The sequence below is a fragment of the Photobacterium atrarenae genome (assembly GCF_024380015.1).
Taxonomy (GTDB): Bacteria; Pseudomonadota; Gammaproteobacteria; order Enterobacterales; family Vibrionaceae; genus Photobacterium; species Photobacterium atrarenae.
Window position 1 is genome coordinate 2,250,450 of record NZ_CP101508.1, and the last position, 12,473, is coordinate 2,262,922.

The 12,473-nt window shown below is 50.7% G+C and carries 12 protein-coding genes and 1 pseudogene; 6 read left to right on the top strand and 7 right to left on the bottom strand.

What is annotated here, in order from left to right:
- Positions 1-53: 53 nt before the first annotated feature.
- On the top strand, positions 54-659 hold the full coding sequence (gene cobO / locus NNL38_RS10610) for a cob(I)yrinic acid a,c-diamide adenosyltransferase (RefSeq protein WP_255388011.1): 606 nt from the start codon (positions 54-56) through the stop codon (positions 657-659).
- 117 nt (positions 660-776) lie between these two features.
- Positions 777-1,211: a phosphate-starvation-inducible protein PsiE gene (locus NNL38_RS10615; protein WP_255388012.1), complete on the top strand. Its 435-nt coding sequence runs from the start codon at positions 777-779 to the stop codon at positions 1,209-1,211.
- Positions 1,212-1,278: 67 nt separating this feature from the next.
- Here NNL38_RS10615 and NNL38_RS10620 read toward each other — a convergent pair whose 3' ends face one another.
- The gene (locus NNL38_RS10620) at positions 1,279-2,601 is read right to left on the bottom strand and encodes an anaerobic C4-dicarboxylate transporter (RefSeq protein WP_255390620.1); all 1,323 of its coding nucleotides are present in this window, start codon (positions 2,599-2,601) and stop codon (positions 1,279-1,281) included.
- Positions 2,602-2,907: 306 nt separating this feature from the next.
- Positions 2,908-3,957: a metal-dependent hydrolase gene (locus NNL38_RS10625; RefSeq protein ID WP_255388013.1), complete on the bottom strand. Its 1,050-nt coding sequence runs from the start codon at positions 3,955-3,957 to the stop codon at positions 2,908-2,910.
- Positions 3,958-4,176: 219 nt separating this feature from the next.
- Here NNL38_RS10625 and NNL38_RS10630 point away from each other — a divergent pair, with 219 nt between their 5' ends.
- The 3 genes from NNL38_RS10630 (at position 4,177) to NNL38_RS10640 (ending at position 5,632) form a co-directional block, all read left to right on the top strand.
- Positions 4,177-4,632, top strand: a complete 456-nt coding sequence (locus NNL38_RS10630; RefSeq protein ID WP_255388014.1) for a CBS domain-containing protein — start codon at positions 4,177-4,179, stop codon at positions 4,630-4,632.
- Between the two features lie 233 nt (positions 4,633-4,865).
- Complete coding sequence (locus NNL38_RS10635; protein WP_255388015.1) at positions 4,866-5,138, top strand: type II toxin-antitoxin system TacA family antitoxin; 273 nt, start codon at positions 4,866-4,868, stop codon at positions 5,136-5,138.
- Positions 5,135-5,632 carry a GNAT family N-acetyltransferase gene (locus NNL38_RS10640; RefSeq protein ID WP_255388016.1) on the top strand — a complete coding sequence of 166 codons (498 nt, stop codon included), beginning with the start codon at positions 5,135-5,137 and terminating at the stop codon, positions 5,630-5,632. Before NNL38_RS10635 ends, NNL38_RS10640 begins: the two co-directional genes overlap by 4 nt.
- 113 nt (positions 5,633-5,745) lie before the next feature.
- Here NNL38_RS10640 and NNL38_RS10645 read toward each other — a convergent pair whose 3' ends face one another.
- Both NNL38_RS10645 and NNL38_RS10650 read right to left on the bottom strand, forming a co-directional pair.
- Entirely contained in the window at positions 5,746-6,240 is a 495-nt protein-coding gene (locus NNL38_RS10645; RefSeq protein ID WP_255388017.1) for a hypothetical protein, read from the bottom strand.
- Positions 6,241-6,243: 3 nt separating this feature from the next.
- The gene (locus NNL38_RS10650; protein WP_255388018.1) at positions 6,244-6,681 is read right to left on the bottom strand and encodes a DUF5675 family protein; all 438 of its coding nucleotides are present in this window, start codon (positions 6,679-6,681) and stop codon (positions 6,244-6,246) included.
- Positions 6,682-7,077: 396 nt separating this feature from the next.
- Between NNL38_RS10650 and NNL38_RS10655 the strand changes: the two are divergent.
- Positions 7,078-7,307 (top strand): annotated as a pseudogene (locus tag NNL38_RS10655) (IS110 family transposase); the annotation flags it as partial.
- Positions 7,308-8,028: 721 nt separating this feature from the next.
- On the opposite strand, the gene NNL38_RS10660 reads toward NNL38_RS10655, so the two are convergent.
- From NNL38_RS10660 to apbC, 3 genes are all read right to left on the bottom strand, one after another.
- Positions 8,029-10,203: an AsmA family protein gene (locus tag NNL38_RS10660; protein ID WP_255388019.1), complete on the bottom strand. Its 2,175-nt coding sequence runs from the start codon at positions 10,201-10,203 to the stop codon at positions 8,029-8,031.
- Between the two features lie 200 nt (positions 10,204-10,403).
- Entirely contained in the window at positions 10,404-11,048 is a 645-nt protein-coding gene (gene udk / locus NNL38_RS10665; protein WP_255388020.1) for a uridine kinase, read from the bottom strand.
- Between the two features lie 203 nt (positions 11,049-11,251).
- Positions 11,252-12,343 carry an iron-sulfur cluster carrier protein ApbC gene (gene apbC, locus NNL38_RS10670; protein ID WP_255388021.1) on the bottom strand — a complete coding sequence of 364 codons (1,092 nt, stop codon included), beginning with the start codon at positions 12,341-12,343 and terminating at the stop codon, positions 11,252-11,254.
- Positions 12,344-12,473: the final 130 nt, after the last annotated feature.

Genomic DNA, 12,473 nt, shown 5'->3' on the forward strand with positions numbered 1-12,473 from the left:
CGGACACCGGCTCCCCGGTGACGACATCACACTCAACAGATAAAGGATCTCCTATGGCTGATCAACCCCAGAAAGACGAACGCTATAAAGCGCGCCAGCAAAAAATCAAAGCAGAAGTCGACGCCCGTGTCGATGCCGCACAGGAAGAGAAAGGCTTGTTTCTGATCATCACCGGCAATGGCAAAGGGAAATCGACCTCCGGCTTCGGGACCATCGCCCGGGCAGTCGGACACGGCCAGAAATGTGGCGTCGGCCAGTTCATCAAAGGCACCTGGGCCTGCGGTGAGCGGAACCTGCTGGAGCAAAACGGGGTCGACTTTGCCGTGATGGCAACCGGTTTCACCTGGGAAACCCAGAATAAAGAAGCCGACACGGCGGCTGCTCAGGAAACCTGGGCGGCATGTAAACAGATGCTGGCAGACGATCAGTATGATGTCGTGCTGCTCGACGAGCTGACCTACATGGTCACCTACGGCTATGTTGAACTGGACGAAGTGGTCGAAGCGATTGCCAACCGCCCGCCGATGCAGTCTGTGGTGGTCACCGGCCGCGGTGCGCATCGGACCCTGATCGAGATGGCTGATACCGTCTCTGAAGTGCGAAACGTCAAACACGCCTTTGAAAGCGGCGTCAAAGCCCGCCAGGGTGTCGACTGGTAAGCATGCCCCCTGTGCCCGGCCCGCTCGGGCACAATGCCCCAGCGACTCAGAAGCGCTGTGCAACAAAGAGAACCCGGCCTATAATGGCGGCCAAAAGCCCCCGATCAAGGACCGTTCATGCCTTCACATTTGCCCAAGAACTTCAGCCGGCCGTTTCTGAAACTGTTCCACATCATGGAAGCGACTTTACTGGTCGCCATCACACTGGCGACCCTGGCCGCCATTATCGGCGAATTCATCCACATTTACACCAACAAGCAAATTTTGCTGACGGATATCCTGTTGATGTTTATCTACCTGGAAGTATTAGCCATGGTGCAACAGTTTGTGACCAACGGCAAAATTCCGGTTCGCTACCCCATTTATATCGCCATCATGGCCATTGCCCGTTATATCACTCTGGGGATGAAAGAACTTGACGGGATCTACGTGGTGTGGCTTGCACTCGCAGCCTTTATTCTGGCAGCTGCCACCCTGCTCATCCGGATTGGCCACCACTACTGGCCTTATGAAGAAGTCACGGAGCCGAATAAACGCCAGTCGGATGACTGAGCAAGAGTAAAAATGCCGGCATGAGGTGCCGGCATTTGCTTTAAAGAAATGATCTTTCAGGACTTGATCAAACAATCATCTGGGCAATGGTATAGCCAATCGTACAGGCGGAGACCACCCCAATCAGGCCCGGCGCCATGAAACTGTGGTTAAAGTACCACTTGCCGATCTTGGTCGTCCCGGTCACATCAAAATTACAGGTCGCAATGTCCGACGGATAATTCGGGATAAAGAAGTAACCATAGGTGGCCGGCATCAGACCAATCAGCAGCGCCGGATTCAGCCCCATCGCTAAACCAACCGGCAGCATCATCCGCGCCGTCGCCGCCTGGCTGTTCACCACCACAGACACGATAAATAGTGCCAGGGCGAAGGTCCACGGATAGTTTTGCACCATTTCCGTGATCCCGGACTTGAACGACGGCATCGCGTACTGGAAGTAAGTATCACTCATCCAGGCAATCCCGAAAATCGCAATCGCGGCCACCATCCCGGATTTAAACACCACACCTTCCGGAACTTTCTGCACATTGGTGCGGGTCACCAGCAGGATCAACCCGCCGAATGCCAGCATCATCATCTGAATGATCACCGACATTTTAATCGGTTTATCATCACCAATGGTCCGAATCTCCGGCACCATGGCCACCAGCACAATTGAAGCCAAGGCCAGGATAAACAGCAGCACCGCATGCTTGGCCGAGGCCGGCAGTTGCTCATCCAGGGAAGTCGCGGTGGTATGCTTGATTTTATCTTTCCATAGTGGATCTCTCAGCCGGCGTTGGTACTCCAGATCCTCGCTCAGCTCAGCACCGCGGCGCAGGCTGTACAGCGACAGCAACAAAGTACCGATCAGCGTCGATGGCACGGTGACCATCAGGATGGTCAGCAGGTGAATATCACTCTGGATCCCGGTCAGCTGCGCCAGGTAGTACACCACTGCGGCAGAAATCGGGCTGGCCGTGATAGCTAACTGGGATGCAACAGACGAGGCAGCCATCGGCCGCTCCGGCCGAATCCCGTTCTTCAGCGCAACATCACCGATGATCGGCATAATGGAATAGACCGCGTGGCCAGTACCCAGCATGAAGGTCATGGTGTACGTCACCAGCGGACCGAGGAAGGTCACTCGCTTCGGGTTGCTGCGTAGGATCCGCTCGGCAACCTGCAACATGTACTTCAGGCCACCGGCGGCTTCCAGGATCGACGCACAGGTCACGACCGCCAGAATAATCAGCATCACTGTGATCGGCGGCGACGTCGGCGGCATCCGAAAAACAAACACTTCAATCAACAGACCCAGGCCAGAAACGACCCCTAACCCGATACCGCCAAACCGGCTACCGGCATACAACACGAGAAGCAGGAATAAAAATTCCAGGTACAACATACTCGCCATCTCCCTATCATCAGCGTCGATCCCAACGCGGGATCACTAAAACTTTAGAGGTAGACTGCCAGTAAATCGGGGGGACGGCTATTGATAGATATCAACGAATCGCAGCAAAATGTGGCTTGGATGGGGAAATGTGAACAAGGGCTGACAAATGGCATGACGCGTAAATACATGTGCTACAAGTTTAACTGCATCCATTTACGTTTTTTCTAATAATATGTAACACAATTGGCAAATCAACAGTGCCAACACCAGCCAACACTCGGAAGCCCACGGCCGTGGACTTCCGACAGATTATTGTTATACGCCGCTTTTCAACGGCGGCAGCGGGCATTCTTTGACATGGCACAGGTCCGCATTGATATCCTGGTTCCCCAGCAAACGTAACCAAAGTGCCGGGAGATGTTTCGGCCGCACATTCGGGCTTTCCAGCTGCACCGGATGCTCAGCCATCCAACTGCCTTCGGCAGTCTGGTGGGCCAGCACAAACCGGAACGGCAGGTAATCGACAATGCCAAGGCGCAAATCCGTCGCCAGCAACGCATCGCCGTCCTGCTCATATTTCACAAACTGGTGAGTGAACTGCTCCAGCATCTGTAGGTGCTTCGGTTTTTCATCCCACGGCCATTGACCACGCTCTTTGGCAATAAAGTCTATCGTCGGATCACTGTCCAGCAACGAGGTCAGCCCTTCCCAGTACGTCTCGCCATCCAGCACCACAATCCGCCACAGCACAGTATTGGCCGGTGTCGGGGTGATAAACACAGGTCGCTCTGCCAGTGGCGTATTCGCCAGCTGTTGCTCGACCCGGCTTTCGACAATATTCAGCGCCACCACGGACCACAGCAAATAACAGCCAGAGATTGCCAGACCGATCCCGCACAGTTTTGCCATTTTTCGCCGCCACAGCAGGCTGGCCAGCACCATCACCACCAACGGCACGGTATAGAGCGGATCAATAATGAAAATACTGGAGACGGCGACGCTGACCGGCAATGGCCAGAGCAATTGAGTCCCATAGGCAGTGAATGCATCCAGCAAAGGATGGGTCATTAAACACCCGGCAATCAGCAGCCAAAGGCGGTTAAAGCTCAGCCCATTCTGGCTCGGTCTGATTTTTTGCCACAGCCAGGTCAGCAGCAAAGAAAAAGGCAGTAAGACCAGTAGTGAATGACTGAACCCGCGGTGCTTCACCATGTCCGACACCGGATCCCCGTAGCGGATCAAGACATCCAAATCCGGGAGTGTGCCTAAAGCTGCCCCGGCCAGCAGGACTTTCGGGCTACATTGCCTGCCTGCTACCACGCCCGCTACCGCTGCACCTAACGCGGCCTGAGTCACTGAATCCAACGTTTTCTCCTTATTCTTTTCAACGTCACCGGCCCGACACAGTACGCCGCCGGCTACTTGGGGCACACAATATCAAAAATACATTGCGAGCGGGATAAAAGTGCACAATCTGATATCGTGTGAAGCTAAAAAATATGGAACGGGTCGCAGTACATCCAGGCCGAATTAGTTACCTTCAATCAGGCAACATCAATTCACTCTGACCAAGGGAAGATGTCCATGCCAACAAAAGTTTCTGAGTACATGACACGGAAAGTCATCACCATTGAGCCCCAAGCCGGACTCCGTGAAGCCTTCTTTCTGATGCGCGATGAAGCCATTCGTCATTTACCGGTCACCTCGCCAGACGGTAAACTAATTGGGATCATCAGTGATCGCGAGCTGCGGCGGCCGGGCTGGGTCGATGAATCCCCGGAGATCGGCCATGAGTACCAGCTGACCGACGACCTGCTCGTGGGCGATGTGATGATCACCGATGTGGTCTCTGTCCATACTTACGAAACCCTAACCAAGGCGGTTGGTATCTTGCTCGAGCACAATGTCGGTGCCCTGCCGGTGCTGGACAAAAATGGTGATCTGGTCGGTATGCTCTCGGCGGTCGATCTACTACGTGCATTCAAGCACAGCCTCGATGCCCAGAAATACGATAAAAAGAAAAAAGCGGTGGCATCTTAGTCCAATCCGCGTGCAATTCAGAACCAGCCCCATTCACGACCAAGGCTTGCCACCGGGCAAGCCTTGGTTCTGCCACCCATCGCGTTCGATGCCGGGCTCTGTTGTGTTCAGGTGTTTTGGCGGAGCCACAGTCGTTTGTTAGTTTGCGTGCCAAAATGACACAACGATTGCTTATTGCACACTTTAAGACCATAATATCTATGTGACATTTTGACACGACGGGAGATAACATTATGGCTACTACTTTGCCTCGCATCACCGCTAGAGTTGATGTCGATACACAAGATTTACTTACAAAAGCTGCCGCAATTGCCGGCATGTCTAGTATTAACTCATTTGTTCTAAATGCTGCAATTGAAAAAGCTAAGCAAGTGATCGAACGTGAGCAAGCTCTAAAACTGAGCCAAGCTGATGCTATGTTGCTGATGGAAGCTTTAGATCGTCCTGCAACACCGAACTCAAAACTAAAAGCCGCTTCTGACCGCTACGATAGCAAAAATCAATGATGAATACGGTACTTCTGGATAAAGCTAAACACGACAGAAATCGCTTCAACTGTGGCATCGAAGCGCTCAATAATTACTTAAAATTAATGGCAAGTCAGCAAGCAAAGAAAGACAACACCAGAACTTTCGTTTTGGAAGATGATAACGACAACTCGCATATCATCGGCTTTTACTCACTAACAATGACACCAATTGACTTAAAGGCATTGCCCGATAAGTTACAAAAGAAACACCAATCATCAACTTCAGGTGGTCTTATTGCTCGCTTAGCTGTCGATGAGCGATACAAAAGGAGGGGCTTTGGTGAGTGGCTACTTATCGACGCGCTCGGAAAGCTTTTAGCTGCCAGTGACAGCGTCGCGTTCCCTGTAGTTATCGTTGACGCCAAAGACGGTGCAAAACATTTCTATGAACGCTATGGATTTCAAGCGTTTCAAGATACGGAGAACAAACTCTTCATCACCATCGCTGATGTTAGAGCGAGTTTAGGCTAGCCTTTAGCAAACTGACGAATCATAGGAAATAAAGGCATGAAATTAACTATTGACGCCATAGTCGTTTGTTAGCTTTTTATTCCATGATTTAGAACTCAATTATTTATAAAACATCAGTCTACGCTTCGGATTGAAACTTCCTGGAGCCTTTCAAGTAAGTTCTTTCCATAAGGCGCCAGCATTGTTTGAGGGCTTGAGTTCATATATGAATTCAAAGCACGAACAACATCTTCTTTAGTTTGATATAATTGTTCGACTTCTCCCCCATTGAAGTCCGTAAAGACTATTCCCTGTAGTTCATTTAACCACTTTAAAAACGAATCGGGCTCTGATGAAAGCACAGCCAATGTAACATGAGTATGATGAGTCAAAGCAACTAACAACAAAGGAGATACCTCTCCAGAAACAGCACCGTCTCTGTGAAGCCATATTTCACCTAGAGTATTTATTGTAGGTACAACTAATATTGAATCACCACCTCTCAACTGCTCTTGGATTCTAGGATAATTACTTTTCATCCACTGAAGATTGATCTCTGTACGAGGAGTAGATGCAATCACAGAAGTTGAAAACACTAGAAAAACTAAAATTCCAATTCTTTTTAACATAAATCATTTCTCCAGTTGATTTGTTACCCTAATCTCAACACTTTTAAACTTTCCGATCTCTGAAAAAATTTCTTTTAAAGCCACCTTACTATTACTCACATAATAATGTGAATCTTTTAATACCCCCCAACTTTTACCGGGCATAAGACAACCTTCCGTATTTTCATGGTAATTTCCAGCGTGAATCAATACATAAGTTCTTCTTGGAACATTTTTTAATTCATACACATTTTTATATTTGGTACCACTAAACGGTTCCATTTTGTATGTACCTGCTGAAATTCTTTTGTCAGATCCCTCAACTACTGAGTCAGGGCCTCCCGGCTCTAAAACAAACCAACTTTTGTCTACACCATCAATAGTTAGTTTTCCTAACGTCGTTTCTCCATATTGCTTTATGCGTCTAAGGTTTAATGTTGCTTTACTTTTCTTGCTAGTCATTTAGGAGCCTCCATAATAATCTAAGAACATATTAACAAGAATAGTTCTATTAGAAGCCCCGAAGAGACCCTTTTTCAGCAAGTATCAAACTAAGATTGTACTTAACAGTTCTAATTTTTACATTCGACGATTTGACTCAAAAACTAACGAATGACATGGACTCCCCATCATCAGACTTTGCCACACTTGGTATGACTGATTACAAAATCGCTGGAGGCCACCCTATCACCATCTATCTACGGCGTTGATTTAGCCAAACATAGCTTCAGTATCCACGGTGAGGATCACCAAGGCAAGCTGTTGATCCACAAAACAATATCACGATCGAAAGTTCTCTCGAGGTTGCCAATATCCCGCAGGCCATCATCGGGATGGAAGCCTGCGGGGCCTTCCATAAACCGGGAAAGTGGCCGATATAAGGCGCTCAAAAAATACAAGACGACCAAGCTCAGGTCAGGATCGTTTCATATATGGCCATGCAGTGTAACCCGGTATTCAAGAGCACCTATCAGCGACTTCTGGCTGAAGGAAAACCGAAAAAGTAGCCATCATCGCCTGCGTTCGCAAGATTGTTGTTATCCTCAATGCTGTAGGATGGCGTCAGATGGGAAGAAAAAACAGCATGAATTTAACTATTAGCGCCATAGCCGTTGGTTATAACTACATTTTCCGTAATGGCTGGCATGCTAATAACAAGAAACAAAACGCAAATGTGCCCCCTGCGGCACTCAAAGAATTGAATTCACCGTAGTTTAGCAATAGAGACATAACGGTAGGAGCAACAAAAATAAGTGCGTATATAAAAAACCTCACCGGTTTTAGTTTTTGTGAACACTTTTTACATGTTATGTGTTTATCAAGGTTAATAGCCAACTTGTCACTAATAGAAATGAACGCTCCGCAGTTTGGACACTTAAACATATGCACTCTCATCAGGTTTCAATGTAGCGACAAACTAGCTGCGGACACCTGCACATGCAAAAAATCAGGACGATATTTCGAGGGAGTTCAAACCGTACTGTAGTTATAACAGCATATTACGCAGCATGCTCGATAACACGCACTCCATCCTGATGCCATTTTTGCCATGTCCGTGCAAGAATCAATCAATATCAAATACTTAAGTTATTCCATCGTATCCAATAGCAGTTGTACGCTTGGTAAAAGCAAGCATGCATGTATAACAAGACCTTTTTTCGCACTCACCAATGGAAAACTATCCTGTAGCGGTCAACTACATCCCTTTGCTTTCAGCAAGAAGAGGCAAAACCAAAAAGAGCAACCTGCCAGCTCAAATCATCGAAATGAAAACTGACAGGTTGGCCCCTGCGCTGTTCAGTTGAGCATTTAGTTAAACAAACCCAAGCCTTTCAGAAGCTCATCCGCGGCTTCTTTCACCTTTTCGTCCTTGGCTTTCTCTCCAAGGATTTTCTCCAGTCCGCGGTCGAGCTCTTTCTTCGCTTTCTGCTCCAGCTCGTTGTTGCGCGCGAGCAGGCGTTTCATATCCAGCGACACTTTGGGCTCGGTCCAGTTGCCTTTGATATCAATCGGCACCGTGATATCTGCTACTTCATCAACTTGCTTGCCACCCTGGCCTTTGCTGGTCGCCACCAGCGAGGTATCGAGGCCAAAATCAATGGTCTCTTTCACCAGGCTGGTTTCGCCCGCACCTTCCACTCGCAGCAACGGCGAGTCGATATCCAGGTTGTTGGTCGACGCGATGCCTTTACCCAGCTGAATGGTTGCCGTCATGGCCGAGAAATCGGTTTTCTTGGCTTCATCGGTGAACTCATCGCGTTTGCCTTTAAGGGTTGCTTTGGCTTTGCGGATCATCGCCGGAATGTTAATGCCATTGATGGCCCCATCAGCAAAGCTGATATCCACGGTTCCCGCAACATTCTGACGGATGCGATTTTCAGCTAACCCGGTTCCGCCCAGTTTAACCAGGATATCCCCTTTCCCTGCCAGCACGTCATTATCAACCACATCCACCAGCAGCGGCTGAACCTGAACATCGGTGATGTTCTTGGTCACCTGGTAGCGTGGTAGCTTGCCATTGGCATCAATGGTTGCTTCGGCGCGGATGTGGCCGTCATAAAGATCCGCATCCAGCTGGTTCAGCTTCAGCACGCCTTTGTCAATTTTGACATCCATCAGCACATTGGCCAGCTTGGCATTGGCAGCTTTAAACTTGCCCAGGCTCACGGTGCCGGCAACATCCAGGGTTTTCAGCGCAGATAAGTCCGGCTCCTGGTTTTTTGCCGCCTCAGATTTCGCCGTGTCGCCCGCAGGAGCTTCAGACGAGGTCTCAGTGCCGTTTGGCGTGCCGGCTGCCGGCGCTTCTGTGCTGGCTTTTTCTTTGTCCAGGCCGAGGAAGGCATCCAGGTCGATGTTGTCACTGCTTAGTGCAAATCGGATTTGCGGGATTTCTGCATTCTTCAATGAACCGTTGCCGTTCAGGGCCAGCTCATCGACCGAGGTTTCAAAGCGGCTCAGCGTCGCCAGGCCCTGCTGCACATCATATTGCAGATCCGCATTCAGGTTGACGGTCATTTCCGAACGCGGCAACGTCGCGCCTTTCAGATCCGAAGCGAGCGTCAGAGCTTCCAACGCAACCATATCCATAGCTTCACTGAGCTTGAGCCGGGTCTGGCCTTCAGCATCAAACGCCAGATCCGGCACCGCGCCTTTGGCCGCAAAGGTCAGGGTTGACCAATCACCCGTCTTGAACTGATCCATCGTCAGCGACGCTGATTCAATGTTCATCCCGGCATCTTTCGCGGTCGCAGCAAACTGAACATTTTTCAGCTCGGCATTATCCAGGCTCGGTACAATAAACAACTCGGTTTCACCCTGAGCGGTGAACGCCAGCTCACCGTTCTTGCCGGCCACATCAAAATTCGCTTTGGCCCACTCGCCCGGCGCAAAACGGCTGAGGGCAAAATTCAGCGCGCTCACGGAAGTCTCGGTCCCGGCCTGATCATCGCGGATCACCGCACTGGCATTGACCAGCTCCACGCCTTCCAGGCTGATGGTCCAGGGCTGGGCTTTTTCAGAAGCAACCGGGCTGTCTGCTGGTGCTTCCGTCGCCTGCGGCTCCGTGGCCGGGGTTTCGGCGGCTTCCTGCGCGGCCTGACCCAGGCCATCTAAGTTACTGCTGCCGTCCAGGCGAGTCTGGATAAAGACCCGGCTGTCCTGCAGGCTGATGTTGCCAATCTCCAGGTGACGGGAGAGCAGCGGCAATACCGACACCGACAGCTCAGCACTGCCGATCTGTACCAGGTTCGGCTCGGCAAAGCCAGCCGGGTTGCGAAACTCGGTTTTACCCAGCGCCAGGCCAATACTCGGGAAGAAACGCCAGCTGAGATCGCCACTGATCACCAGCTCCCGCCCGGTGGCTTTTTTCACTTGTTCGGTAATTAAAGGTTTAAACTGATTCGGATCGACCAGGGCCAACAGGGCCCCGATCCCCACCACAACCACGATTATGATCGCTAAAACGACATACAAAAGCTTTTTCATTCTGTCCTCGTGTTATCCCCACTGACGCGCAATTCACCCACAACCATGAGCCAGCCCGATATGGACTATCTCTATATGGTAGCGAATATTTTTTAAAATCATAACAGGGCGTGTTGATGCCCCTAAATAAAACGGGCAGCCATTTGGGCTGCCCGTTCAATCTTTTCAGCGAATGCGAAGTCGTTTGCCTGAATGGCAGCTTACGCACGAAGCAACTTCGCAATGTGTGCCTTCAGAACATCGATCGCAATACGGTTTTTACCCCCGCGCGGTACAATGATGTCGGCATATTGCTTGGATGGCTCAATAAACTGCATGAACATTGGACGAACCGTCTTCTGATATTGAGCCAGAACCGACTCCATAGTACGGTCACGTTCCGCAACGTCGCGTTGCAGACGACGCAGCAGGCAGATATCCAGCGGCGTGTCCATGAACACGCTGGCGTGCATGATCTCGCGCAGACGCGGATCAGTCAGCAGCAGGATCCCTTCCAGAATGATCACCTTTTTCGGTGTCAAAGTGGTGGTTTCTGCCATCCGTGTGTGTTCGCTATAGCTGTAGCGTGGCACTTCAACCGCATTACCCGCAATCAGCTGCTCCAGGTGATCACACAGCAGATCGTGGTCCAGTGCATTCGGGTGATCGTAATTCGTTTTGACCCGCTCTTCCATGGTCAGGTGACTTTGATCGTTATAGTAACAATCTTCCGTGATAACACCGATCTGATGATCGCCGACTTTTTCTTTTAGCTCTTTATAAACTGTGCTGGCGATCAAACTTTTACCGGACGCAGACGCGCCTGCGATACCGATAATGACGCATTGGTGTGAGTGTTCAGACATATCAGAAAGCACCTGTAAAACAACGTAGCGAGGTGAAAAAATTTTTAAAACAACAGTTTGCATTTTCTACATCGGCAGAAAACAGTGCAAACAGGTTTAATTAAACCGCCTGATTATAGGGGCTCGCCCCGTCAGATGCCAGAAAAAATGAGATCTCCGGCTCATTTTAGGGCAAACCCGTTACATCGTTCACATGCAAAGGTTTACATCGTACGAATCGTGATCTGCTCGGCGACCGGCTCGCCCTGCCAGTACAACCGGCTGGCGACTTGTCCGGCGAGTTCAATGTAGGCTGCAGCATGCTCAGAATCCGGCGACGCCGCTACCGTCGGCTGACCACGGTCAATATCTTCACGAATTTGAAGGTGTAGCGGCAACTGGGCCAGCAATGGCACTGCGTATTCCTGCGCCATCCGCGCTGCACCGCCGGTGCCGAAAATCGCTTCCTGGTGGCCACACTGGCTACAAATATGATAGCTCATGTTCTCGACCACCCCGATCACCGGCACATGCACTTTATTAAACATGCTGACGCCTTTAATGGCATCCGCCAGCGCCAAGTCCTGTGGCGTGGTGATCACCACCGCTCCCGTGACCGGAATTTGCTGCGCCAGGGTCAGCTGAATATCCCCGGTGCCCGGCGGCATATCCACCACCAGGTAGTCCAGATCCGGCCACCAGGTTTCGTTGATAATCTGCGACAAGGCTTTGGATGCCATCGGACCACGCCAGATCATCGCGTTTTCCGCCGGAACCAGATACCCCACCGAGTTGGTATACAGACCGCACGACTCAACCGGCAGCATCATCTTGCCGTCCGGTGACTGAGGCTTCTCATCTACCGTGCCCAGCATCATCGGCACCGACGGGCCGTAAATATCGGCATCCAGCAACCCGACTTTCGCGCCCTGCTGCTGCAACCCAAGCGCCAGGTTGACCGCCGTGGTGGATTTCCCCACCCCACCTTTAGCCGAGCTGACCACAATAATATTCTTCACCCCTTTCAGCGCCTGCTTCTCGCCGGTCGCCAGCGGCGCAACCCGAATATTCACAGAAAATGATTGCTGCTGAGCGACATGATTCACCTGCTGCTGAGTCTGGATCCACTGCTCCAGCAATTCGGCCACCGAGGAGGCCGCAAACGGCAAGGTGATCACCACCGCACCTTCCGGCGTCACCGAGACCACGTTCGCGACATCGGCCCACTCATGATGCAGCCAGGGATGTTCAAACTGATTCAGCCAGCGGCAGATATCCGCCACACTCTCAAAACGGGTTTTCGGCTCATTACCCATAGTTACCAGCGCTCCATTAATCGACTTCTTTTTGATCCTACCATTTCTCGATATCGCGCGCTGCTAATTGCCGCGATATTCTCCTTGCGACGCTAGGCATTAGAGGAACCATCAGGTAGTATTTGAGGCT

Coding starts and splice junctions, on each gene's coding strand:
- NNL38_RS10615 (WP_255388012.1), top strand. CDS start 777: ATGCCTTCACATTTGCCCAAGAACTTCAGCCGGCCGTTTCTGAAACTG.
- NNL38_RS10640 (WP_255388016.1), top strand. CDS start 5,135: ATGATGAATACGGTACTTCTGGATAAAGCTAAACACGACAGAAATCGC.
- apbC (WP_255388021.1), bottom strand. CDS start 12,343: ATGGGTAATGAGCCGAAAACCCGTTTTGAGAGTGTGGCGGATATCTGC.
- NNL38_RS10635 (WP_255388015.1), top strand. CDS start 4,866: ATGGCTACTACTTTGCCTCGCATCACCGCTAGAGTTGATGTCGATACA.
- NNL38_RS10630 (WP_255388014.1), top strand. CDS start 4,177: ATGCCAACAAAAGTTTCTGAGTACATGACACGGAAAGTCATCACCATT.
- udk (WP_255388020.1), bottom strand. CDS start 11,048: ATGTCTGAACACTCACACCAATGCGTCATTATCGGTATCGCAGGCGCG.
- NNL38_RS10650 (WP_255388018.1), bottom strand. CDS start 6,681: ATGACTAGCAAGAAAAGTAAAGCAACATTAAACCTTAGACGCATAAAG.
- NNL38_RS10620 (WP_255390620.1), bottom strand. CDS start 2,601: ATGTTGTACCTGGAATTTTTATTCCTGCTTCTCGTGTTGTATGCCGGT.
- NNL38_RS10660 (WP_255388019.1), bottom strand. CDS start 10,203: ATGAAAAAGCTTTTGTATGTCGTTTTAGCGATCATAATCGTGGTTGTG.
- cobO (WP_255388011.1), top strand. CDS start 54: ATGGCTGATCAACCCCAGAAAGACGAACGCTATAAAGCGCGCCAGCAA.
- NNL38_RS10645 (WP_255388017.1), bottom strand. CDS start 6,240: ATGTTAAAAAGAATTGGAATTTTAGTTTTTCTAGTGTTTTCAACTTCT.